Origin of the sequence: Dorea sp. OM07-5 (genome assembly GCF_003481355.1) — a bacterium.
GTDB classification, from domain to species: Bacteria; Bacillota; Clostridia; order Lachnospirales; family Lachnospiraceae; genus Dorea_D; species Dorea_D hominis.
In genome coordinates this window covers 340,071-365,195 of record NZ_QUKZ01000001.1, presented here as the reverse complement: position 1 = coordinate 365,195, position 25,125 = coordinate 340,071, and the positions used below count along the sequence as shown (strand labels likewise).

23 protein-coding genes, 1 pseudogene and 1 other annotated feature are annotated in these 25,125 nt (G+C 39.6%); of the genes and pseudogenes, 5 read left to right on the top strand and 19 right to left on the bottom strand.

All coding sequences use genetic code 11. The features are described from left to right. Nucleotides 1-726 precede the first annotated feature (726 nt). From DXC04_RS01790 to DXC04_RS01780, 4 genes are all read right to left on the bottom strand, one after another. On the bottom strand, nt 727-1,482 hold the full coding sequence (locus DXC04_RS01790) for a creatininase family protein (protein ID WP_021859552.1): 756 nt from the start codon (nt 1,480-1,482) through the stop codon (nt 727-729). Between the two features lie 19 nt (nt 1,483-1,501). Then, on the bottom strand, nt 1,502-2,032 hold the full coding sequence (locus DXC04_RS01785; protein ID WP_243060591.1) for a sodium:solute symporter family transporter: 531 nt from the start codon (nt 2,030-2,032) through the stop codon (nt 1,502-1,504). Further along, the gene (locus DXC04_RS15810) at nt 2,029-2,283 is read right to left on the bottom strand and encodes a hypothetical protein (RefSeq protein ID WP_243112078.1); all 255 of its coding nucleotides are present in this window, start codon (nt 2,281-2,283) and stop codon (nt 2,029-2,031) included. The genes DXC04_RS01785 and DXC04_RS15810 overlap by 4 nt, the downstream gene beginning before the upstream one ends. 63 nt (nt 2,284-2,346) lie before the next feature. Next, nucleotides 2,347-2,538, bottom strand: a complete 192-nt coding sequence (locus DXC04_RS01780; protein ID WP_118288239.1) for a hypothetical protein — start codon at nt 2,536-2,538, stop codon at nt 2,347-2,349. A 224-nt stretch (nt 2,539-2,762) separates the two neighbouring features. Here DXC04_RS01780 and DXC04_RS01775 point away from each other — a divergent pair, with 224 nt between their 5' ends. Continuing rightward, nucleotides 2,763-3,605, top strand: a complete 843-nt coding sequence (locus DXC04_RS01775; RefSeq protein ID WP_117536722.1) for a MurR/RpiR family transcriptional regulator — start codon at nt 2,763-2,765, stop codon at nt 3,603-3,605. A gap of 66 nt (nt 3,606-3,671) precedes the next feature. Here the strand turns inward: DXC04_RS01775 and iadA are convergent, their stop codons facing one another. From iadA to DXC04_RS01745, 6 genes are all read right to left on the bottom strand, one after another. Beyond that, complete coding sequence (iadA, locus tag DXC04_RS01770) at nt 3,672-4,811, bottom strand: beta-aspartyl-peptidase (RefSeq protein ID WP_118659667.1); 1,140 nt, start codon at nt 4,809-4,811, stop codon at nt 3,672-3,674. Nucleotides 4,812-4,831: 20 nt separating this feature from the next. Beyond that, nucleotides 4,832-6,016, bottom strand: coding sequence for an NAD(P)-dependent malic enzyme (locus tag DXC04_RS01765; RefSeq protein ID WP_118659665.1), 1,185 nt, complete (start codon nt 6,014-6,016; stop codon nt 4,832-4,834). A 298-nt stretch (nt 6,017-6,314) separates the two neighbouring features. Beyond that, on the bottom strand, nt 6,315-7,517 hold the full coding sequence (locus tag DXC04_RS01760) for a tyrosine-type recombinase/integrase (protein ID WP_055170927.1): 1,203 nt from the start codon (nt 7,515-7,517) through the stop codon (nt 6,315-6,317). Nucleotides 7,518-7,599: 82 nt separating this feature from the next. Then, entirely contained in the window at nt 7,600-7,764 is a 165-nt protein-coding gene (locus DXC04_RS01755; protein ID WP_202023418.1) for an excisionase, read from the bottom strand. A gap of 19 nt (nt 7,765-7,783) precedes the next feature. Beyond that, entirely contained in the window at nt 7,784-8,773 is a 990-nt protein-coding gene (locus DXC04_RS01750) for a replication initiation factor domain-containing protein (RefSeq protein ID WP_334295016.1), read from the bottom strand. A 178-nt stretch (nt 8,774-8,951) separates the two neighbouring features. Continuing rightward, nucleotides 8,952-9,281, bottom strand: coding sequence for a hypothetical protein (locus DXC04_RS01745; RefSeq protein WP_055175863.1), 330 nt, complete (start codon nt 9,279-9,281; stop codon nt 8,952-8,954). Between the two features lie 247 nt (nt 9,282-9,528). On the opposite strand from DXC04_RS01745, the gene DXC04_RS01740 reads away from it, so the two are divergent. Further along, nucleotides 9,529-10,212, top strand: coding sequence for a helix-turn-helix domain-containing protein (locus DXC04_RS01740; RefSeq protein WP_118659663.1), 684 nt, complete (start codon nt 9,529-9,531; stop codon nt 10,210-10,212). A gap of 127 nt (nt 10,213-10,339) precedes the next feature. Here DXC04_RS01740 and DXC04_RS01735 read toward each other — a convergent pair whose 3' ends face one another. The 4 genes and pseudogenes from DXC04_RS01735 to DXC04_RS16020 form a co-directional block, all read right to left on the bottom strand. After that, nucleotides 10,340-10,792: a helix-turn-helix domain-containing protein gene (locus DXC04_RS01735; protein WP_118659691.1), complete on the bottom strand. Its 453-nt coding sequence runs from the start codon at nt 10,790-10,792 to the stop codon at nt 10,340-10,342. Nucleotides 10,793-10,889: 97 nt separating this feature from the next. Beyond that, nucleotides 10,890-11,093: a hypothetical protein gene (locus tag DXC04_RS01730; RefSeq protein WP_025482934.1), complete on the bottom strand. Its 204-nt coding sequence runs from the start codon at nt 11,091-11,093 to the stop codon at nt 10,890-10,892. Nucleotides 11,094-11,432: 339 nt separating this feature from the next. Continuing rightward, the gene (gene leuS / locus DXC04_RS01725; protein ID WP_118659661.1) at nt 11,433-13,862 is read right to left on the bottom strand and encodes a leucine--tRNA ligase; all 2,430 of its coding nucleotides are present in this window, start codon (nt 13,860-13,862) and stop codon (nt 11,433-11,435) included. 126 nt (nt 13,863-13,988) lie between these two features. Next, nucleotides 13,989-14,208, bottom strand: a binding site (T-box leader). Between the two features lie 81 nt (nt 14,209-14,289). Then, nucleotides 14,290-14,907, bottom strand: a pseudogene (locus DXC04_RS16020) (P-II family nitrogen regulator); the annotation flags it as partial. Between the two features lie 359 nt (nt 14,908-15,266). Here DXC04_RS16020 and DXC04_RS01710 point away from each other — a divergent pair. The 3 genes from DXC04_RS01710 (at nt 15,267) to DXC04_RS01700 (ending at nt 17,220) form a co-directional block, all read left to right on the top strand. Next, nucleotides 15,267-15,689, top strand: coding sequence for a hypothetical protein (locus DXC04_RS01710; RefSeq protein ID WP_117536725.1), 423 nt, complete (start codon nt 15,267-15,269; stop codon nt 15,687-15,689). Nucleotides 15,690-15,841: 152 nt separating this feature from the next. Then, complete coding sequence (locus tag DXC04_RS16070) at nt 15,842-16,123, top strand: hypothetical protein (protein WP_118659659.1); 282 nt, start codon at nt 15,842-15,844, stop codon at nt 16,121-16,123. A gap of 11 nt (nt 16,124-16,134) precedes the next feature. After that, complete coding sequence (locus DXC04_RS01700; RefSeq protein ID WP_118659657.1) at nt 16,135-17,220, top strand: CapA family protein; 1,086 nt, start codon at nt 16,135-16,137, stop codon at nt 17,218-17,220. A gap of 153 nt (nt 17,221-17,373) precedes the next feature. On the opposite strand, the gene DXC04_RS01695 is transcribed toward DXC04_RS01700, so the two are convergent. The 5 genes from DXC04_RS01695 to trkA all read right to left on the bottom strand — a co-directional run bounded on the left by DXC04_RS01695 (nt 17,374) and on the right by trkA (nt 25,043). After that, nucleotides 17,374-19,293 carry an Ig-like domain-containing protein gene (locus DXC04_RS01695; protein ID WP_118659655.1) on the bottom strand — a complete coding sequence of 640 codons (1,920 nt, stop codon included), beginning with the start codon at nt 19,291-19,293 and terminating at the stop codon, nt 17,374-17,376. Nucleotides 19,294-19,606: 313 nt separating this feature from the next. After that, nucleotides 19,607-20,539, bottom strand: a complete 933-nt coding sequence (locus tag DXC04_RS01690) for an AEC family transporter (protein ID WP_118659653.1) — start codon at nt 20,537-20,539, stop codon at nt 19,607-19,609. Nucleotides 20,540-20,557: 18 nt separating this feature from the next. After that, complete coding sequence (locus tag DXC04_RS01685) at nt 20,558-22,210, bottom strand: CvpA family protein (RefSeq protein ID WP_118659651.1); 1,653 nt, start codon at nt 22,208-22,210, stop codon at nt 20,558-20,560. A gap of 14 nt (nt 22,211-22,224) precedes the next feature. Continuing rightward, nucleotides 22,225-23,670 carry a TrkH family potassium uptake protein gene (locus DXC04_RS01680; protein WP_021859540.1) on the bottom strand — a complete coding sequence of 482 codons (1,446 nt, stop codon included), beginning with the start codon at nt 23,668-23,670 and terminating at the stop codon, nt 22,225-22,227. A gap of 14 nt (nt 23,671-23,684) precedes the next feature. Then, nucleotides 23,685-25,043, bottom strand: a complete 1,359-nt coding sequence (trkA, locus tag DXC04_RS01675) for a Trk system potassium transporter TrkA (protein ID WP_021859539.1) — start codon at nt 25,041-25,043, stop codon at nt 23,685-23,687. Nucleotides 25,044-25,125: the final 82 nt, after the last annotated feature.

Genomic DNA, 25,125 nt, shown 5'->3' with positions numbered 1-25,125 from the left:
TATCCCTTTTACTGTTTTAAGGTTGACATTGAACACTTAATGAGGTCTTTCACGAATTCAGTGTGAAAGTCGTTCGACAGAGTCGAACTTCATTTTGTTCTTTGTCCGTTCTGAATATTCTCTTAAGAATTTTCAGGGTTGTTGTCTATTGTTTAATTATCAAGGTTCTTATCTGTTGTCTCAAGCGGCAACTTTAATAGATTATCACATCTCATGTCGTTTGTCAACAACTTTTTTATTTTTCTTTGTTGTCTTCCGTGTGACATCTACGCTTCTCAGGTGTGTCTCACGCGACAGCTATATTAGAATAACACCGAAGGTCGGAATTGTCAACAATGTTTTTATATTTTCTGCAATTTAGATATTTAATACAATTAACCTGTTATTTTTTATGTTTTTGTGTCATTTTATACAATTTAGTAAAGACCAGTAAAACAATTCAAGTCGAACGTTCGTGAGACTTAGCGCGTGATTCTGGTCAGCAAAGCTGACATATTCCTATCAGAATCACTGCGCATCCTCGCGGAGCGTTTATCTCAGTCGGAGATTGGACTCCCACTGCGACGAATTTGCATTTACTCACCACCTAAAAGAGGTGGGAATCTTCTCGACTGAGATAAATTTGAATAACTTTATTGCTGCAAGAACATAATAAAAAGAAACTGTCGCTTCGCAATTTTCCAATCGCAAAACAACAGTTTTCTACTTTTACTTATATTTAGATACTTATAATTCTATCTTTTTCATTTCCTCCAAGAAATCACGGATATAAGATACTGCGAGATCTAATGCCTGCTGTCCCAGTTCAGCTGATGATTCTTTCGGATCAAAAGGTCCAAACCAACCGCTTGGAGCAATTTCCTTCGTATCTCTAACAAGACGTACAATACCGCCCTTGAAATTTACTGCCTGGATATATGCAGCCTTCATATTTTCAGTTGGATCCTGTGCATTGATCGGTTGACTCAGTTCAAGATCAACAGACTCCGGACAAATTGCCATCATTGCAGATGTTTCCAGTACGTCACCGTGGCCGCCTTCAAACTTCTTATCTAACTGTGCAACCAGACTCCACCAGTCAACGCTGGCACATACACCGCCCTTATGATATACCTCTAAAGCCGCACGGTCGATAGAAGGTGTGTTTCCGCCATGACCATTTAAAACTACAAAACGTTTTGCTCCGTGCTGCATAAGAGAATCCATAATGCCATGAAGTACGAGGTAAAGTCCTTCATATCCAATATTGATGCTTCCTTCAAAACTTAAATGATATGGACATACACCATACGGAACTGTTGGAGCTATAATGACATTTTCGATGTCCTCCACATGATCCGCCAGATATGTCGGAACCATGAAGTCTGTTCCGAGTGCACTCTGTGTACCGTGTTGCTCCGTGCTTCCTACCGGGATTACAACAATCGGATCTTTCTTGAAGGCTTCTTTTGCCTGTGCTGTAGTTAATTTTGCAAGATACATTTTCATTTCCTCCTTTATACTACACCGCAAAATGACGCTCAATTGTTTCTTGCGGTGGTGTTTTTGTGAATTTGCTTACAACAACCATTACAATTGATGAAATGATTGTTGTCGGGAACAATGCATGGAATCCAAACGCAAATGCTTTTATAGTTGGATTCAACGTGAAGAGTAACAGTGATATTACACCTACTACTACCGCTGCAATCGCTCCTTGTGCAGTTGCTTTCTTCCAGTAAATACCAAATAGAATCGGCACTACAAAAATTGCCATTTCCGAGAACGCAAACAGGTTAATTTCGAAAATACTGCCTGGCTGGAATACGCCGAAACAAATTACGATAATACCGATCAGAATAGTTACTACTTTCGAAAGCTTCATTACACTCTCATCTGTTGCTTTTTTATTGATGAGTTTCTGATAAATGTCACGCGTAACCGCACCGGTTTTCGTTACTAATATACCATCAATAGTAGACATACCGGTAGCTACAATTCCAGCAATGAAAATAGAAGCTAAAAACGGATTCAGACCTCTCTGCAAAATCATCGGAACAAAAAGAAAGACCACAATACAATATTGGATACATAATATGCCCAAGGCATATAGCCATTGGCACCCGGAAATGCAAGATAAGCTTCATTCATACTCTGAAGTGTATGATTGATATTGCCAAAGCCTCCTCCCATTACAATAGAAACAATAAAAGTTACAATTGCTGTTGCGATCATCAAGGAACCCTGGATTACATCCGTCATCATAGCGCCCTGCATACCAACCAATATATGCCATAATTCCAAGATAAAGTACCAGCACCGTATAGAAAGGGCCTGGTGAAGGCTGAATTGCTGCTCCGTTCATAATTACTTCTCCTCCTCATCATAGGTGTGATATTCTTTTCGCTTCATACACATGCGATAATACTTGATGATCAATGCAAATGTAATCGCAGTGTGAATAAACCATCCATACAGGAACAACGGAACCCCGCCAAATGAAGGGATGTATGTTTCACTGTAAAAGAATGGAAATGGAATCATAATGATCACAAACATAAATAAAAAAATAATCAGCCAGGTTCGTTCGAAGTGCTCTTCAAACTGTTTTTCATAGCCTTGTCCTCTTCTTTCCTTTTTGGTACTTATAAATTTTCTTTTAGTTAAGTATATACTTTACTTTCTATTTTTCATTATACATGTTATAATAGATTTGTAAAGTCATCACTTATATTTTGTAAAATATCACGAAACATTTTACTGTAAAAGCGAAAGGAAACTATATGGACATTTTAGAACATATTCAGGAATTATATCCGACACTTACAAAAAAACAAAAAACAATCGCAGATTACCTGATTGCCAACCCAGAAGAAATAAGCTACATCACTCTGGCTCAGCTCAGTCAGCAGACACGATCCTCCGAATTGACACTTCTTCGTTTTTGCCAGAAACTGGGCTGTTCCACATTTGTTGGCTTGAAAGAACAATTCCGTGATTATACACAGAAGATGATTCGAATCGCATCCTCTTCCACTTATTTCGTTCCAGAATTAGAAGCTGGCAAAGCACCCGAGCGCGAACGAATGCTCTTAGAAATCTGTAGCCAGGAAGTGAGTGCCTTTTCCGAGTTTATCTCTGATTTGCCTATGGATACCATTCTGGCAGCTTCTGATAAGATTCGACGCAGTAATCGTATTTTTATCTTTGCACATGATATATCGAAAGTGCCTGGAGAATTTTTAAAATTGCGACTCTTAATCTTGTATTACAACGTCATTCTGATTGACCTGTCCGATTTGGAGCAAACACAGAAAACATTACGAAAACTTACAGAGGGAGATCTTGTAATTTTATTCTCTTTCCCACGCTACTATTTTCCGATAGGAAATATTGCAAAAAAAGCTTCCGAATCCGGTGTCCCGATTTTAACGATCACCGACAGCGATGCCTCCCCGGCTGCATGCCACAGTGATTTGCTCCTTATTTGCCCTACTTCCACAGAAATGTTTTATAATTCAATGACAATTCCAATTGCCATGCTGAATATCCTGGCATCCTGTCTCGTCATTGACAGCATTTCTCCGTCCGAACGACAGAATTTTATAAATACATTATCTTCCTAGTAAAAACAGGAGATACGGATTTTCCTATCCATATCTCCTGTTTTTTGTTTACGCTATTAATTTCTATTATTTTTCATAAGTTCCTTTTTGAAGGATTTCCTTGTTTTTCATGAGAATACGACCACCTGCTATAAAAGTATCCAGCTCCATATTCTGATCAAACAGGAGAACATCTCCATCTGCTCCTTCTTTTATCCATCCCTTTTTCGGAAGCAGATCCAGCCCCTCAGCCACATGGCTTGTCATATAAGGTAATGCATCCTCAAGCTTCATTCCAAGCTCTTTCACCATATATTTTAATTCTTTATAAAGTGCATCTACACTGGACACTCCAATTTCTAAAAGGGTTCCATTTTCCGCATAGTGAGACCAGCTTCCATGTCCATCCGAACTCATCGTAATATGTTCAGTAGGAATTCCTCTTTTCCTTGCTTCCAGAACATAACTTCCCGGAGAAGAATGCATGCCACAAGTCAAATCTACATATCCGCCTCTTCTTAAAAATTCATATCCATCCTCCAACAGATGTTCATTTCGATTTACATGTGTTGGTCTGAAAATGCGAGTAGGAATAGACGTTTTCTCCAACGCACGGAATACCGGTTGTAATCCAGCCTCATCGTCTCCCATATGCAACACAACAATCCCCGGTTTCCCGCTGAGCATACCGGCAACTCTTACTTTGCTTGCGATCTGGATCAGTTCCTCTTCTGTCACATTCGGTGCACGATGATCGGAAATAGCAAGCTTCACACCGAGTATCTCGTCGATGAATACAATGTCTCGATCAACTTCTCCGGTAATTGTCGGATTCGGATAGCCATAAGCTCCCGTAAGCATATATGCACTTACGCCTTCCTCGCAAAGAGCCTTGGTTTTTGCATAAAGATTCTCCACACTTCTTGTAATTCCATCTGTTCCCAGAAGCCCTATGACTGTAGTTATACCATTTTCCACTAACTCAGAGAGCTGTAATTCCGGTGTTCTCGTATGAAAGCTTCCTTCTCCGCCTCCACCGGTAATATGTACATGCTGATCAATAAACCCTGGCGTCAGCATCTTTCCTTCGGCATCTAACACTTCACATTCAACTGGAAGCGAACCAATTTCATCCTGAATCTTTTCAATTTTTCCTCCGCAGATCAAAACATCCTTTTTCCCCAGGTATTCTGGTGCGTATACCTCTGCATTTTTTACTAATAACATAACCAATTCCTCTTTCGCAATTATTCTGCTTTTTTCAACTTAGAAACTCCGGTCTCTATTGCTGTTTTTGCAACTTCTCTTGCCACATTATCAGCAACTCTTTCATCAAAAGCACCCGGTATAATATAATCTTCTGTCAGTTCTTCCGGCTTGATAATGTCTGCAATTGCTTTCACTGCGGCTATCTTCATCTCTTCCGTAATATCGGTTGCTCTTGCATCAAGCGCACCTCTGAAAATTCCAGGGAATACAAGCACATTGTTGATCTGATTCGGGAAATCGGATCTTCCGGTTGCAACAACTTTGGCTCCGCCTTTCTTGGCTTCATCCGGCATAATCTCCGGTGTTGGATTCGCCATTGCAAATACAACCGCATCTTTTGCCATTGTACTTACCATCTCTGCTGTAACTATGTTCGGAGCAGATACACCAACAAATACATCTCTGCCCTGCATTGCAGTTTTTAAATCTCCATGGATCTGTTCTTTATTTGTCTTTTCTGCCATCTCTTTCTGTGCAGGATTCATCCATTCTTCACCGACTGCAAGGATTCCGTTCCTATCAACAAGGACAATATCACCGACTCCCAGCTCTAATAATAATTTACAGATAGAAATTCCTGCAGATCCGGCACCATTGATGACTACTTTTGCTTCTGAAAATTCTTTTCCGACATATTTCAAAGCATTCGTAAGACCTGCGGATACAACGATCGCTGTTCCGTGCTGATCGTCATGGAATACCGGAATATCCAGTTCTTCTTTTAATCTTCTCTCGATTTCAAAGCATCTCGGTGCAGAAATATCTTCCAGATTGATTCCACCAAATGTAGGAGCAAGACGTTTAACAGTCTCCACGATCTCATCTGTGTCTTTCGTATCCAGACAGATTGGAAATGCATCAATTCCTGCAAATTCTTTAAACAAAATGGATTTTCCTTCCATTACAGGCATTGCTGCTTCCGGTCCGATATCTCCCAGTCCAAGTACAGCCGTTCCATCAGAAACTACCGCAACAAGATTTCCTTTTGCTGTGTAGCGATACACTTCATCCTTGTTGTCTCTGATCTTGCGGCAAGGTTCTGCAACACCCGGAGTATACGCCGTACTAAGATCATCTCTTGTCTTTACCGCTACTTTTGATGTGACACTGATTTTTCCTTTGTGTTCTTCGTGCATTTTTAATGCCATCTCATTGTAATTCATATTTATGCTATCTCCTTTATCGATCCGTTTTCTATCCACAAGCATACCACTTCATAGACTAAAAAGAAAGGAAAAAGAAGGACGGCTACTGCAATTTGTACAATAACCGTCCTTGTCTTATCTGTAATTCTCTTATATATAATGTTAAAGTTAAAAAATACCATACGAATTGTTCCGTACTTCGTACTCCCACAATTCTATTATTATTTCATTACAATATTTATGTCTACTCGAAAATGTTGATTTTACGCTGTTTTTCGCTATCTATCTTCTGATTTACTCCATTTTTACTCCAAATTTAAGCCAATATTTTCAGTTCGGCTACTTCTTCTTTTTTCTTTTCTTCTGAAACGTGCGTGTATAAATCGGTTGTCATTGCCAATGTGGAGTGACCTAAGAGTTTCTGCACTACCTGTTGGTCTACTCCATTTTCATAACACCTTGTAGCGTATGTATGTCGCAAAGTGTGACAAGTAAACAGTTCAAATATCTTCGGCTCTCTCTTTTCTTCCTTTGCCAGTTCAATCTCTATTACATTGATTTTCGCTATATAGTCTTTGATTGCACTATTGACATTGTAATAATAAACTGGCGAACCGTCCGAACAGGTAAATACCAAGTTTTGAAATTCTTTATGCTGTCTCCATATCGAGCGTTTCCACATCTTCTGTTCTGTCTGCTTTATCTTCTGATTTTGCAAAATCTCATACACTTCATCTGTCATAGGAATGACACGATTACTGGATATGGTTTTTGCAGTCGTATAGAAAAACTTTGAACCCTCAACGGGACTGGAAGCCTTTGAGTAATGAATTGTCTTATTGATTGTAATTTCTCTTTTTCCAAAGTCGCAATCTTCCCATTTCAGTCCAAGCACTTCTCCAATCCGACAGCCTGTTGTCACAGCAAATTTCAGCACATTGATATGTATGTAGGAAGAAGCAAATGTAAAAAATTTCTCCTGTTCCTCTTTTGTTAATACACGCCTTTCCTTTTTCACTTCTTTTGGCATTTCTACACCGGTACAGGGATTTTTTCTAATGTATTCACTCAATACTGCCTTATCAAGCATATCGCTTAACATAAATCTGATATTCGATACCGTTCCATGCGCAAGACCGCTGTCTATCAAATCATTCAAAAATTTCTGAACGTGATATGTTTTAATGTCCTGCAAATACATCTTTCCGATAGAGTTCTTCACTCTTGAATTGTAGTAACTGTGGTTTTTATATATCGTAGTCATTTTGACTGTTTTCTTCTTATACAACTCCGTCCACATTACATACCATGCGTTTAAAGTGATACTTTCGCCATTGCCATTCAAACCATGTTCATCTTCATAAATCGCTTCTCGCAACTTCCGTTTTAATTCATTTAGTTTAAAATCATAAAGCGTTTTACGTTTCCCTGTTTTGCTTGTAAATCTTGCAATATAGCGTCCGTCTGCTCTCTGTGAAATTCCCTTACCGAGTTCTTTGCCCTTTAAATCTTTACCCATACCAACTTTCCTTTCTTCTACTGAAAGAAAAATGGTAAAGTAAATATTTCATTTTTCATTATATCGACACCCCATTTTCTTTTCAAGCCCTTTTACATTGATATTCCAGCCATTCATCAAGTAATTTCTTATTTGCATACAGCCGATTACCAATGCGTACTGTAAATCTATTTTTCGGATTATTCAACAATTCTCTTGCCTTTGTTTTTCCAATCCCCATATACTCACAAAATTCATTTATATTCAGTAATGCTTTCTCGATACGATTACCTCCTTTCCTCTAATTTTCTTGTTTTTATGTAATCATCATACAACTGCTTCTGTGTGATATTCATTTCTCCATTTTCTATGAGATTACCGATATAATCTCTCTGCTCTATCTTCCCGACCTCTGCAAACAGTTTCAAAGACGGTGCAACATACTTTTCTAACCACTCCCACACCTTTTGTAAACTTTTCTTCTGTGGTTGCATGGTAAGTTTGACCTTACCTATATCTTTCATCAGTTCCGCCCATGCTTGATAGGTTGGATAAAGCCTTTTTCGTGTTGTTACGCTGTCTGTCGGCTTTTCTAAAAATCGTATTTTGCTGTTCAATACTTCCATTGCCAGTCCTGCCACATCTCTATATCTCAATAATTCCTGTACTACGCTTACCGCCATTTCCTGCCGAAATCTCAATTCATATCTGTTCCAATTTTCGTCTAATTCTACTCCATATTTTTTATTCTGTTCATATCCCTTTTCATAAAACACCAATCTCAAATTACTGGCTGAACTACCGAGATAAAGACTGCCACCTTTACTCTGAAACACATCTTCTTTCAATTCTCCCGAATCATGAAAATCTATCTCTCGTAACTTTGAAGAAAGCAATCCCTCTTTTGTCCGTATAATCAAATCGGGAACACTCAAATACGGTTTTCTGTCGTCTATCGCCAAATCAATCCGAGGAAAATTGATATGATACTGACAAACTCTGTTAAAAAAATCAAACCAAGTTTCCTCATTGAGTTGTAAAAAATTCTCATAGTTGCGACAGCCTTTCCCGCTCATTAAAATCTGAAATCCTTGATACTGTGCATTTCCTGTTGGTTTTAGTACCTTGATATTATCAAAGATTGCCACAACCTCATGTCCTGCAATTCCTTTTTCATAGCCTGTCACCGTCATAAGTTCCAACGGTATTCTCAGTACATCTTCTATAACTGCTTCTAACGGAACTTCCTTAATGGTTACCTGACACCAATCTATCAAAGCACTTAATTCTTCTTTCTGTCGTATTACTCCCCTGTTAGTGTAGGGGAGTTCTGGAAGAAAACTTCCGCTTCTTTCTTCCAAATTTCACATACCTCCTATCTACAATGGCGTTGCCATTGCCCTACCCTCAACCTGCCGTTTAATACGTCAGAATGAGGGCAGGAACTTTGACCACCTACATATTTTTATTCGGAACAGGACGGATACCTTTACAGGTAATCTTTTCCACTAATACCGGAAAGTTTCCTCTCTGCACATAAGGGGCATATACTGGTTCTTCGAGTTCTACCACCGCATAAGGCTCAATCTTCGGAAGTTCCGTTGCTTCCAAGCGAATATCCACGCTATTCCCAATTTTCATGCTTCCAAGATGAAGTTTTAAGGCTTCCACTTCCTCTGTTTTCTTCTTGCTGTCTTTGTCATAGCGGTAACAGTTGTCCGCACCCATAAAACGAAGTTCTCCAAAGGCTTCTTTTACCTGTTCTTTCGTCAATGTAATCTGCATACTCGTTCCTTTCTCCCCGTTGAACCGATAGGTCAGTTTCTCATATTTTCATTTTCCTATTACGACGTCGTTTTTGTTCAGTTATTTCTGAACTTAGTTGTATGTTAGCATAAATATATTCATTCTGCAACAGAAAGTTTAGTTTTTTATGAACTTTTTGTTTTCTTTTTTCTGAACTTATGATATAGTGTCCTTAGACGATATGATACGAGAAGTTATAACGAGATATGGAAAGAGAGGTTTTCAGATGAATACAATCGCAGAACGGATTAAATTTGCCATGAAAGCAAAAAATAAAAAACAAGTTGATATAGTCAAAGATACTGGTATCAGCAAAGGAGCGTTCAGTTCCTATCTTTCGGGACAATACAATCCAAAAGCCGATAAAATGGAACTAATTGCCGACTCTTTAGATGTAGACTTGCGGTGGCTTTACGGACAAAATGTGCCTATGGAACATACAACCCCAAATGATAACGCTCTGCAATATGTCTTTTACAACAACACCTGTTCCGAGTATCTTCTTGATAACTTAGATGATATATATATTGCCATGATGACCCAATATGCTGCTCTTATTCCACGCTTTTATGTCCTTGTCAATCGTGGTGGAAATGCAATGCACATACTGCCATTATTTTTGAAAGAGGATAGCTCTCAATTCTACGAATGTCCGTCTGATTTCTTCTATTCCGACAGACATACTATTTTTACAAGAGATTTTGAAAGTATTCACATGGTATTAACAACCGCCACAATTTACTATTATGGAATTGATACAAAAACCTATGAACCGAAAGTTACCAAACTTGCCTACTCACAAACTGACGATTGCTTTTATATCGACAACGGAATACACGACGGTCACATCAAGGCATTTGAGAAAGAACTGAAGAAAGAAGCACTTTACTTAAAACATAACGCCCAGTAACAGACAAGAGGACTTGCAAGGTTTCTGACCTTTCAAGTCCTCTGCTGTATCATGGTGCTGTTGGCTGTATCCGTTCCGTCAAGGACTGCCCTACGGCGTATCGGCTTCGCCTTGTTCCTTGACCTCACTACATTTCTCTCAACTTTTTAGAAACTATAAAATTACACAGAAATGCTACTGCTACAATAATAAAACAAATGATTATACACCATGCAGGTACTCTCATATCTAATTGCACTCGTAGCAAAATCGTGATGGCTAAAAATACACCTCCCACAATTTGTATAAAGTCTAATATCTTTTTTTGAAGTGTCTGTAAATGCTTCTTGTCTTTTATTCTTTCAGATTTCCATATTCCATAATTTACTTGCATATCATTTACATCTTCATCTGATATAAGTTCATCCATACTTACATCTAGTTCTAATGCCAGTTTTTTTGCCGTAATCAAATCTGGACATCTTGAACCATTTTCCCAACGACAAACTGTCTGCCTTGAAACATATAACTTATCTGCCAGTTGTTGCTGAGTGAGATTTTTTTCTTCTCTGAATTTTTTGATGTTATCATTTAATGCCATACTCCATACCTCTCTTTCATTCACATCATATAACGATAGAACCCAAAATAAAAGTACCAGTATGTATTTCCTTTGTTTCCATTTTGGTAACATCTGTTTATTCCAAGTTTTCTACACCATAATACCGATATATCGCTGAACCAATGTATTTTGTAACCCCTTTTCCGTACTGTTTATCTGTGGCTTCTTCCAACTGAGAATGATTCAAATAATCTTTAGCCATTTCTAATAATAATACTCTTGCATTATCCATTTTAAAAAGATTTTTACAACTTTTCCCCAATCTTTTTACTGCTTTCATTGACATATCTTTCATCGTAAACCGTTACGCTACTAAAGAGTCAAGATGTTTTTTCTATTTTATCACAAATTCAATAAAACTGCCCCTAATTTTACAAATAAGAAATGACGCAGATAATGTTTCCACTACCTACGCCGTTTCTCATTACATCTTTGAAATATTTACTCCATTTTCTTTCAATCTTTACTCCAATTTTACTCCATTTTAAAAATCTGTTACGATATTTTACGGTATTCTATGATACCTTTCCCTTGAAGAAAAATGTCTGCAAGCCTTGATTTTAAGCGAACTTTTCAATATTCCCAAGCACTTTATTCTGTTGTGAGATTTTCTCTCAAATTATTTCATGACAATATTAATGATCTTCTTCGGTACATAGATCTCTTTGATGATATTTCCGGTCAGTTTGTCTGCAATTGCTTCTTTTCCTGCTGTAATCGCTTCTTCTTTGCTGCTTTCTGCTGCAATAGAAATAACTGCTCTTGTCTTACCATTGATCTGTACAGGTACCTGGATTTCATCATCTTTCATGGCTTCTTCATCGTATGTCGGCCATCCGGCTTTGAATACACTGCCTTCATGACCTAACTGCTCCCAAACTTCTTCTGCGATATGAGGCGCAAATGGTGAAAGCAGTACTGCCATTGTAGATAATGTCTCTGTATCGATTCCGCCTGCTTTTTTCGCAATCTCGATCAGTTTGTTATTATGCTCCATAAATCCGGAAATCGCTGTATTCAGGCTGAAGCTTTCCAGACGGGTTGTGATATCTTTTGCAAGCTTATGACGTTCTTTGATCATCTCTTTGGTAGCTTCGATGTTTGCATCTTTGCTGTCCATAACCAGATTCCAGAATCTCTTCAGGAAACGGTTTACTCCGTCAATACCACGGTCATCCCACTCAGCATCTAACTCCGGTGGTCCTACAAAAAGTTCATACATTCTCAGGGAATCGCATCCGTAATCTCTTACAAGATCGTCAGGAGATACAACATTTCCCTTAGATTTACTCATCTTGATACCGTTCTTACCTGTGATCATTCCCTGGTTGAACAATTTGTGGAATGGCTCATCAAAGTCAATCACTCCAATATCACAAAGGAATTTGGTATAGAAACGGGAGTATAAAAGATGCAGTACCGCATGTTCCACACCACCGATATACATATCTACCGGAAGCATTGCGTCTGCTTTCTCTCTGGATACTAATTCCTTATCATTATGGTTATCTACATATCTCAAGAAATACCATGAAGATCCGGCCCACTGTGGCATTGTATTTGTCTCTCTCTTCGCATCAGCGCCACACTGTGGGCATTTACAATTTACCCACTCGTCAATTGCAGCAAGCGGAGATTCTCCTGTTCCTGTCGGCTCGTAGGACTCTACATCCGGCAGACGTAACGGCAGTTCTTCTTCCGGTACCGGAACATTGCCACATTTTGGACAGTGTACGATCGGGATTGGTTCTCCCCAGTATCTTTGACGTGAGAATACCCAGTCACGCAGTTTGTAATTAACAGTAGCTCGACCAATTCCACGTTCTTCGATAATGTGTGGTGCTTCTTTTTTCAGTACAGAAGATTCCATACCATTCCACTCACCGGAATTAATCATTGTTCCGGAAGCTTCTGTGTATGCTTCTGTCATATTTTCAATTTCTTTTCCGTCTTTTGCGATAACCTGGATGATCGGGATGCCGAATTTTGTTGCAAATTCAAAGTCACGGTCATCGTGAGCCGGTACACACATGATTGCTCCTGTACCATAATCTGCAAGTACATAATCAGATAACCAGATTGGTGTCTTCTCGCCATTTAACGGGTTGATTGCATAACTTCCTGTAAATACACCTGTCTTTTCCTTATCCTGCATACGGTCTACATTAGACTTCATGGATGCATCGTAAATGTACTTCTCAACTTCTTCTCTTGTCTCATCTGTAGCCAGGCTCTTTGCAAGTTCATGCTCCGGAGCCAGTACCATAAAGGTTGCTCCATATAATGTATCTGGTCTGGTTGTATATACCGTGATCTTTTCTTCTCTTCCTTCTACCGGGAAGTCAACTTCTGCACCATAAGATTTACCAATCCAGTCTGTCTGCATCTTCTTAACTTTCTCAGGCCATTCTAATTTGTCCAGATCATTTAAAAGTCGGTCTGCATATGCTGTGATTTTTAACATCCACTGCCGCAGATTCTTCTTGGTAACTTCTGCTCCGCAGCGTTCACATTTACCATTTACAACTTCTTCGTTTGCAAGACCTGTCTTGCAGGACGGGCACCAGTTGATTGGGAACTCTTTCTCATATGCAAGGCCCTCTTTGAACATCTTCACGAAAATCCACTGTGTCCACTTATAGAAATTCGGATCTGTTGTATTTACTTCACGATCCCAGTCATATAAAGCTGCGATCTCGTTGATCTGTCTCTTGATATTTTTAATATTTGCTTCTGTGGAAATAGACGGATGTACACCCATCTTAATTGCATAGTTCTCAGCCGGAAGTCCGAATGCATCCCATCCCATCGGATGAATGATGTAATAGCCCTGCTGCAATTTATAACGGCTCCATACATCAGAGATTACATAACCTCTCCAGTGTCCTACATGAAGTCCATTTCCTGATGGATATGGGAACATATCCAGACAATAATATTTCTCTCTTTTGCTTCCGTCATCGTTCGTTGTCACATTGACCGGGTTCTTTTCCCAGTTTTCGCGCCATTTTTTCTCGATTGCCTTATGATTATAAGGGATCTTTGACATCTTTCCATTCCTCCTGTTTTCTAAATAACTTTTTATGTTTGATTTCCACCTTCAGAGCCTGCCGGAGGCTTTTTGTATAATAGAAACTGAAATTCTTATTATATAAAAATATAAGCCTCCTCATCTCTAAGAGACGAAAAGGCTTGATTTCCGTGGTACCACTCTTCTTCACCCGGATATACCGGATGCACTCATTCACTTCTGTAACGGGAAGACCCGCTATTATCTACTCCTGTTCAATAATAGAACTCCGAGGCGAGTTGGGAGATTACGCTTGCTGTCTCACACCAGCCGACAGCTCTCTGAAAAACAATGATCTCTTAATATTCCTCTTCAACGTTTCTGCGTTATTCCCATCTATTATATGAAGAATGTTAAAATAAGTCAACCCCTATCTTAAGATTGCACCACTCCAAAACGATATTTTTTATTCTACATCTTTCAGCGCATCCAGATCTTCTTCTCCGGTACGGACTTTAATGACTTTCTGTACGTTGTAAACAAAGATCTTGCCATCTCCGACACGTCCTGTATACAATGTTTTCTTTATGGTTTCTACTACTTTTTCAACCGGAATACTTCCTATTATTACTTCAACTTTTACTTTCGGAAGCACTGTTACATCCATTTCTACACCACGATATTTTTCTCCGGCGCCTTTCTGGATACCGCATCCCATAACCTGTGTTACAGTCATTCCGGTTACACCAAGTGTATTTAATGCATTTTTCAGTTTTTCATAACGGGAAAGTTTTGCAATAATTACAACCTTATGAATACCTATCTCTGCATCTACAGGCGTAGTTACCTTCACTGCCGCTGCACGCTGTACTTCTGATGCTGCATCATAATCGCTCTCACCAAGTTCTGTATTTTCATTTACATTCATACCTCCGCCTGTAACATCCATTAAACTGAATCCTGCATAAGCAGAAGAAAGTCCATGTTCCGTTGCATCCAGACCGATAATTTCCTCTTCTTCCGAAACCCGAAGTCCCAATGTTCTATCGATCACTTTAAACACGATCGTCATTGTAACTGCTGTCATTATCTCTTTTGTTATAATCGTCCTCCTTCTCTCATTACCTGTCTGAAAAATCATGAAATAAAGAAAGGCATGGATTTCTGTCGCCGACATACAAAAAACCACACCTTTGTGTTCTTTATCCCTGTAATGATTATCAGAAAGCAAAGGCACTTCAAGAATAATCTCGAAGCGCCTTTGCTTTCATGCGGTTTAGTTTAGTGTACGTTTTTTCAGTTGTCAAGTCGTATGTACAATTTTCAGAATTTTATATAAAAATCTAAAAAATAGTTGTTCCTTTTCGTCATTTCGTGTATAATAAGCTCAAGTACTCATACTGATATTATTCAGTAAATCTGATACATAAAGGAGAGTTTGCCATGGTAAATTTATTAACAGGCCCAAAAGGCAGCGGAAAAACACAAACAATGATTGAGCAGGCTAATGCGCAGGCTAAGAGATGCAACGGAAATGTTGTTTTTATCAAAAAAACACATCGCGACACAGCAAGTGTAGCATTTGATATCCGTACAATCTGTATGGATGATTTTCCAACAATTACTAACACAGATGAATATATCGGATTCTTATATGGTATGTACAGTTCTAACCATGATATCGAGTGTATCTTTATCGATGGTATTTTAAAACATGCTGACATTTCTCTGGAAAATATTCCGGAATTTATCGAACGACTGAAAAAACTCTCTAGCGAATGCAACATTGACTTTTATGTAAGCATCAGTGCTGCCAAAGACGATTTATCCGCAGTTAATACTGACGGTTGCACATTTTTAAATTAATGATCTGATCAGGACAACAGCAGGCGGCTTTTTGTATTCAGAAGCTGCCTGTTTTTATATGATAGGAAATTGCATTCCCCATCATGTAAAAAACCTCCGACAGGATGCACATTATAACGCTTATTTAAAAGAATGAAAAAGAGGAACAAACAATGGACAAGAACGAAAGACAAAGACTGAGGCGCCGCCGACGGAAGCTTAGAAGAATCTATCTTCACGTCAGACGCGCTGTTGTAATTCTGATTCTGCTTCTGATCTGCTTTGGAATCTTTTCCGGAATCAAAGCAATTGTACATGCAATTACCGGCTCCAGTCCGAAGACGGAACAGACAGCTCAAAAAAAGAAAAAGAAGGCACCTTCAATTGACACTTCCGGTGTAACCGTGAATGAATTTACGATCAAAGGAAAGAGTAATCCTTCCACAATTTCCTGACTATAAGTTCCATGGGAGATTGTACACTTGGTACAGATGAACATTTTGATTCTTCGACCAGCCTGCCGGCTTACTATAATCAATACGGCGCTGATTATTTCTTCAAAAATGTAAAATCCATTCTGGAAAAGGATGATCTTTCTATTGTGAATTTTGAAGGAACACTGACTACAGAGACAACGAGAGAAAATAAAAGTTACGCCTTCAAGGCGCCACCGGAATATGCACAGATTCTGTCAAACAGTTCGGTAGAAACTGCCAATACAGCGAACAATCACAGCTCTGATTATGGCGAACAGAGTTATACCGATACAATCAAAAACCTGACCGATGCCGGTATCGCTCCATTCGGATACGATACTGTTGATATCATTAAAATCGGCAAGATCAAGGTCGGACTTACCGGTATTTATGAACTGAATGATCATCTGGATCGCGAAGAACAGGTAAAACAGAATATCCAGGCTTTAAAAGAACACGGCGCAAATCTGATCATTGCAAATTTCCACTGGGGAACGGAAAAAGAAACCAGTCCGGACACGAACCAGCAGACACTTGCACACCTGGCAGTAGATCAGGGTGCTGACCTCGTTATCGGACATCACCCACATGTTTTGCAGGGTATTGAATACTACAAAGGCAAATCCATTGTCTACAGTCTTGGAAACTTTTGTTTTGGCGGAAACTCCAACCCAGCTGATAAGAATACGATGATCTATCAGCAGACATTCTCTTTCAAAAAGGGAAAAGTTCAGAAAAATGCGAAAGAAAATATCATTCCTTGCTCAATCTCTTCCACATCAGTACGCAACGATTATTGCCCGACACCACTAGAAGGAGATCAGAATCAGGCACTTCTGGATCTGATTAAAAACTATAACGAAGCGATTGCAAACGGAGAATTTAAAACACCTGCAAGCGACAGTTCCGATTCTACTTCCGGAACGACAGATACCACATCTGACACTTCATCAGATGCCGGCTCAGACAGTTCCACGGATAGTTCGCCGGACAGCGCATCGGATTCTTCCGGCAGCGGCACAACAGACTCGACAGGTACAACGGATTCCTCTACTGATACTGTAGATGGATTGTAGAATCCTAAATTTTTATAAGAACACTTACCGATATCCTAAGTATTGAAGACTATCTTCATTTGGACTGTAATGGCACAAAAGAACCGGCACACACGCGCCGGTTCTTTTTCTACCACTTTTTGTGTTAATCTCTAAGTCAGTTCTAATCTTCTTTTATTTGTCATCTGCCTGAGCATCTGTCTGGGAAGGCTCTTCTGTTTTCACAGTCTTCTCTGCTTTTTTTGTGCTCTGTGCTGCCTGCTTCTCTGTGACAGTTACAGTGTAAGATGTATTTCTTCCTGAGAAATCTGTTGCAATCATCTTAATATTCACTGTACCTGCACCAACAGCTGTTACATTTCCATCTGCATCTACAGTTGCAACATTGGTATTGTTAGATTTAAAACGTACAGTTGGAAGTGTTCCACTTGCAGGGAAGATATGAATATCACTATTCTTATAAGTATCTCCTACCTGAAGTTTTACATCCATATTTGTATACTCAAAGCTGCTGCATGTTCTTGCCTGTTCCGGTGTCAGCATCTGGATCGCATTATGCTCCAGATCTCTGGTCCACTGCCACCAACCTCCATCATACAGACTTACTTTCCAGCCTTTTTCATATGCCATCAGAAGAGGCATTGTTGCTCTCCATCCTGTTCCACAGAAGAAGCACACCTCATTTGTCGGATATACATAGCTATCTGCCATAAAACCTTTGAATCTCTCATAAGAAATCAAAGTTCCGTCCGCATTCATATATTCTTCCATTGTGTTCGCATCATTCCCTGCACGTCCGAATACTGCTCCGGCAATCTCACCTTTTTCCTGAAGCATCGGATAGTTTCCATCCGATAATCCCTTGAACTCATCCAGGCTTCGGATACTTACAAGACGGAAATTCTTATCATTTGCAAGTTTATCTTTCAGTTCTTCTTTAGAAACAATATATTCCGGATGTGCCGGAACTGTTGTTCCGAAATCATAATTTGCATCTGTTACAGGTGTATTAACTTTTGTCTCTACTTCATATCCTGCATTTTCCCAGTTTGTAAGCGAACCATTTAACACTTTTACATTTTCAACTCCACAATACAGGAAACAGAATGCTACACGCTCTGTTGCCGGATGTGCACCATATAAGATTACCATGGTATCTTTTGTAATATTATATTTTTTCAATAATGCAGCCAATTCTGCAGGCTCATGCAGATTTCCAAGATTCTCATCTGTATAGTCAATTGTATTATTTGCATATGCCGCATAAGTACTTGACTCTACCTGACGCACAGAGCAGTGATAAGCTCCTGGAATATGTCCTTCATTATATGACGCAGCCTCTGTAGATGTATCAAGAATCACATAATTCTTGGATTCTTCCTGTTTTCCATCCATAACGCTCTTAATGTATGCAGGTGATACAAATACATCTGTTTTCTTTGCGCTTGGAACTTCTTCCGGTTTTGTCTCTGCTTTCTTTACTGTTACAGTTGTTTTTGCTGTCAGATATTTACCCTTGCTGCTTTTCTGAGTCAGCTTTGCTGTAATTACCGCTTTACCAGCACTTTTTGCTGTTACCGTTCCTGTGGAAGATACAGTTGCAACTTTTGTATTACTGCTACTGAATTTTACAGGTGCATATACTCCCGACGGACTTACTGTTGCCTTAACAATTGCTTTCTTTCCATTTGTAAGACTGAGAGCTGCCGGAATGGATACCTTACTTGGTTTCAGATCTTTTACTTTCAGTTTTACAGAAGCTTTTACTTTCTTGTTTACTTTGGATGTTGCTGTGATCGTTACACTTCCGGTTTTCTTTCCTTTTACTGTACCTTTGCTGGATACAGAAGCAATTTTCGTATTACTTGACTTGTATGTAACGCTTCTGCTTGCATTCTTCGGGCTGACACTTTTTACAGAAATCTTTGTTGTCCCCTTCACATCAATAACTTTGCTGGAAACCGACGATGTTACGGTCAGTTTTTTCGGTTTCACAGTTGCTGCCTGTGCATCCACAGATGCAACTCCTGTGGATGTTACCGTTACTGCCACAGCAGCCATAACGGCAAGTGCTTTCTGGATTCTTCCTCTCATAATCCTTCCTCCTTTTTTCGTACAAGTGGTATTCTTTCATTATAGTGGTTTGTTGATTTTTTAACCAATCGGTATTATTGATAATCAGCTCTATATATTCGTGTTTTCTATAATTGTTTTTCCATATAATTCTTCAATCCAAATCCATTCTCTGATTTTACTTCGAAATCGTCTTGTAAAAATACCCCCCTTACTGGTTCATCCAGCAAAGAGGGTACATATCATTTTCAACAGCTCTTCCTTCTTTGTTATTTTATTAAACTATTTTTACTGCAAAATCTGCCACTGGCAGCCTCCACTAAATGTTATAGATTTAAAAGAAACTCTCGTACAGCATCACCATACATGGCATTGTGATAATACAGAATATCACTGACATCACATTGATGACACTTGCGTATTTGGCATCCTGGTCGTAAATCTGTGCAAGCTGCGTTACCATTGCTGCAACTGGTGCGGCTGTTGCGAGAAATACGATCATAAGAATATATTCTGCATCCGGGTGTATTTCCATACTGCCAAGAACTCCAAATGCGACCGCACCGATCACCGGATAAAAGATTAACCGGATAAAACAGATCAGATACGGTCGCTTCTGGCGGAACACCCACTTTAAATCAACATTTCCAATCACCATTCCGATTACCAGCATACTTGCCGAACTGATCATATCTCCGAAACTGCTTACACATGTTCCGATCACTTGTGGAAGCCGAATCCTGGATATGAACATAAGCATTCCAAGAAACATAGCAATCATATTCGGATTCAGGAATATCTCTTTATAATTCTTTTCGTCTTTTTTGCTGATGATTCCGACTGCATGCGTCCAGAGTAGTACAGTCTGTACCAGATTATAAGCGGTTGTATAAAATACCCACTCTTTTCCAAGAACATTCCCTACCAACGGGATGAGCAGATAACCTGAATTTGAATAAATGACAGATGCCTTCTCAATCCGGTTAAAATGCAGTGGTTTTTCCATTAGCTTCGTCCCACCAATCATAACAATATGAACACAAATTGCTGCCACAACAGCAATCAATAATCCTTGTAATTTATCATCGGTTAACTCAATCTGAAACGCATCAATAATTACGCAGGGAGAACAGATGTAAACTACCATATTGGAAATGATCTTGCTGTCTGTCTCCTTGAATAATCCGATCTTGACAATGATATATCCAACAATCATTGTCAGAAACATGGATAAAATTTGTTCTGCCAGTAAGATGCTTAGTTCCATTCTGTTCTCCCTTTTTATCTATTTGTTTATATTCTCTGTATCCTTATCCTGTGTATTGCTTTCTTTGTCAGTCTCCGTTTTAAGAGACATTACTGTATTCGCCTTATCTCCTTCTTTGTACTCCAGTGAAATCGTCTGTCCGACTTCGCATTTTACGATATCGATAAAATCTACAACCGATGTATCAAAAATGTCATCGGATCCTTCCAACATAACATAGTAATGTGATGTTCCATCTATGACTGCCTGTGCAATCTTCGTGATCTTACCGGTAATCTTCTTCACATCCCGTGTGTCTTTTTCTGCTTTTTTGATACCATTCTCACCAAGCAGATTCCGGTAATTCTCTTCACACTGACTGACACTATCACCAATCGCTACAATCTGGTATTTATGGACATTTACCATAGCATACTTTTTCACCAGGCCGGCATCATCCTTTAATGCAATAAAGTAAGTCGGTTCCTTGGAAATGTTAAGCAGCAGCGGAAAGGTTGCCTCGTACTTTAAGTTCTGCACCTGACCTTCCGCTGAAGACATCGCTGACGCTTCGGTTGCGCCTTCTACCGTATAGTACTTCGTCTCCATCGTCCGCTGGTTGGCTAATACAAAGCCGACATTAGACTGGTCGCCATTGACAGATGTCACACCTGTATACATCCAGACATCATCATCCAGTGCAAGATAATTATATCCATCCGTTGTCTCCAGACAGTCCTTCTGACTCAGCACACTGTTCAAAAATCCATGTTTCAATGTGCCATAATAGTCAAAGAGCTGTACAAGAATATCTGCCGAATACGCACGGTCTACCCATGACGGTACATCCTTGATGTCATATGTCCTCGTTTCACCGGTTACTGCGTTACAGAGTACGACTTTTCCGACTGTTTCACCACCGAACAGACCGATGTTATATTTCTTCACCGGTGCAATCCAGTATGGTACTCCGGATTCATCAATCTCAAAACTTAACTCTCCGTATATATAAGTCGGATGTGCAAATCTTAAGTGACGGTAAATATTACGGTTCAGATGTTCACTGGTCGTATACTTGATTCCTTCTTTTAATTTCACAAGTTCTGTTGTCTGTGTAGCCATATTGATCCGAATATATGCCGGAATTCCTTCTCTGCGGTTTGTAAACCACTTGATCAGATTCGCATATTTCAGTGGCGTTACACGGACCGGATTATTCTTGTAATTGATCTGGCTGTAAATGTCATCTGCCTCAAACTGAGATACCATATCTACCATACTTCCCATCTTACGATCTCCGAGAAGTGCTGCAGTATCTTTATCCAGAAGCGGAATTCTGTCATAAGACAATTCTTTTACATCTTTACTGAACTCTCCAGTCTTCACTTTCATCAATTTCTGATATTTTTTCGCATTGATGATCGGAGATGACAGTACAGAACCTGCCAGATACACAATTCCAAACACAACCAACAGTCCGATCATGGAACGTAAAATCTTATTCGTCCCAAGTTCCACACGTGTTACACGCTTTCTGACCGCATAGTAAATGATCAGGACAACAAACAGTGTCATCACAAAAAACCATGTCTGCGCCGAATGAATATTGACTGCCGGAATTGACACATAATAATAAATCGCCGCAATCGCCAGCAAAATAACAACAATCGCAAATTTACTTCTCTTTTTCATAACACCCTCCCATTCTAAAATTTCTTTCTCCAAGATATTGATGTAAAGAGCATCAGGAATGGAAAGATTTCCAGACGTCCAATCAACATATCCATACAAAATACCAGTTTTGAAAATGGAGAAAACTGTGCAAAGTTTCCTGCCGGACCAGATACACCAAGTCCCGGGCCGATATTATTCAAAGTTCCCATTACAGATCCGAGGTTTGTGGCAAAATCAAAATCATCTATAGAAACCAATAATACGGATAACCCGGCAATTCCCGCATATGCAACCAGATATACGAATACATTCTGTACAATGTCCGGATTCATCTTCTTGCCATTTATACGGATCAGGTTGACAGATTTCGGATGGACCATCTGTTTCAGTTCTTTCTTAATACTCTTAACAACAATCAAGAATCTTGAAACTTTGATACCACCGCCTGTGGATGAAGCACACGCACCAATGATCATTAGTATGATGATGATCGTCTGTGACATCGTCGGCCATTTCATATAATCGGCCGTCGAGAATCCGGTTGTCGTAATAATGGATGCGACCTGAAATGCCGCATACCGGAATGCCTTTAACGGATTGCCATATATCGATGTAATATTCCATGTGATCAAGGCAATCGCTGTTGCTATGATCGCCAGATACGTCCGCAGTTCTTCATTTTTCCATACTGGTTTGAACTGTCTTAACAACAACAGATAAAACAGGTTAAAATTGATACCGAACAGGATCATAAATACCGTGATCACACCGTCAATATATGCACTGTCAAGCTGTCCGATACTATTAGCATAGTTCGAAAATCCTCCGGTTCCTGCAGTACTGAATGCATGGATAATACTGTCAAATGGGGACATACCACCAAAAAGCAGCAATACAATTTCTACTGCTGTCAGTGCAAAATACATTCCATATAAAATTCTCGCTGTTGCCATCGCTTTCGGCACAAGCTTATCTTTCTCTGGTCCCGGTACTTCCGCACGCATCAGATACATCGTATTCTTCTTATCAAGAGAAGTCAGAACCAGTACAAATACAAGCACGCCCATACCACCGATCCAGTGTGTGAAGCATCTCCAGAAATGCATACAGTGTGACAGCGATTCAATATCATTTAAAATTGTAGAACCTGTTGTCGTAAATCCGGATACTGTCTCAAAAAACGCATCCAGATAGTTCGGGATATATCCTCCCAGCGTAAACGGAATTGCTCCAAACATCGACCATAAAATCCATGCACTGGCAACGATGATCATACCTTCTTTTGCATAAATCTTCGTTTTATTCGGCTTTCTGATTCCGAATATAATATAAATCAATGCCAATATTGTTGCCGGAAATAAAAAGCAGGCTCCGCTTTTTTCTCCATATAAAAGTCCGACAAAAGCAGGAAGGAGCAAAAGCACACCTTCTACTCCCATCATTTTTGCCAGAATATATAAAATCATTCTTCTATTCATATTTCCACCGGCTCCTATAAAAGTATCTCATTCAGATTGCGGATCACATGATTCTTCGTAACGACAATAACGCTGTCACCAACTTTCATCGTTGTATCACCATTCGGGATGATAACCTGGCGATGTCTGCCGATACATGCAATCAGTGTATTTTTCTTTGTTCTTAGCTCTTTCAGTGGAACGGATGTATATTCACATTCCTTTCGAATGATAAATTCCTGCGCTTCTACTTTTCCGTTCACAAGACGATACATCGTCTCTACATTGGCATTACTGTAAGAATTCTTACGGGCACGAACATATCGCATGATCGCATCCGCCGTTGCACTCTTCGCCGAAATAATACTGTCAATGCCGAGTCCTTCCACCATCTGTGCCCTGGAATCTTCATTTACTTTTGCAATAATCTTATTCACGCCCTGCGTCTTTGCGAATAGAGATAAAATAATATTCTCTTCATCAAGACCAGTCAGTGAAACCATCGCATCTGCTTCGGCAATTCCTTCTTCCAGCAGCAGATCATGATCTGTTGCATCACCATGAATGATCGTTGCCTTTGGAAGTAATTCACAGAGATTCTCACATTTTTTTTCTTTGATCTCAATGATCTTCACCTGCATTCCTGCCTGCAGAAGCTGATTTGCAAGATAGAAGCATAAATGCCCTCCTCCGCAGATCAGAACATTCTTCACACGAGTACGCTTTCTTCCTAATGATTTGAAAAATGATTTCAGATCCTGATGTGCAGCCGCGATATGTAACTTGTCTCCTTCTCTTAAGACAAAATCACCATCCGGAATGTAAACTTCTCCTTTGCGCTTTACTGCACATACCAGTACTTTGATCTGGAATTTCCGGTACAGCTCTGAAAGTGCGATATCCACCAGTGGACTGTTCTCACGTACCGGATATTCAACAAGTTCTACTTTTCCCTTCATAAAAGTCTCAACTTTACTCGTCTCCGGGAATAAAAGCACACGGGCAATCTCATTCGCCGCAGTCAGCTCCGGATTAACCGCCATACTCAGATGCAGGTCTTCCTTCAGAAGATCCATCTGTCTGTAGTAAATTGGGTTGCGTACTCTGGCTATCGTGTGTTTTGCTCCCAGCCTTTTTGCCAGAAGACAACTCAGCATATTCATCTCGTCCGTTGATGCGCATGCAATTACCAGATCTGCATGTGGTACGTCCGCCTGCTTCTGAACCTCTGCATCTGCACCGTTACCGGTAATGCAGAAAATATCAAGCTGGTTCAACGCGGCTTTTAACTTGCCTTCGTTCTGGTCAATCAGCACAATATCGTAATCTTCTTCCGATAATTGGACTGCCAGCTTATGGCCAACCTTGCCATCACCAATGATTACTATTTTCATTTTCTTTCCTCACATATATTCCTTTGACAAAATTTCTTTCCTAATATAAATAGCAACCACGATTATAGCACTTTTAATATAA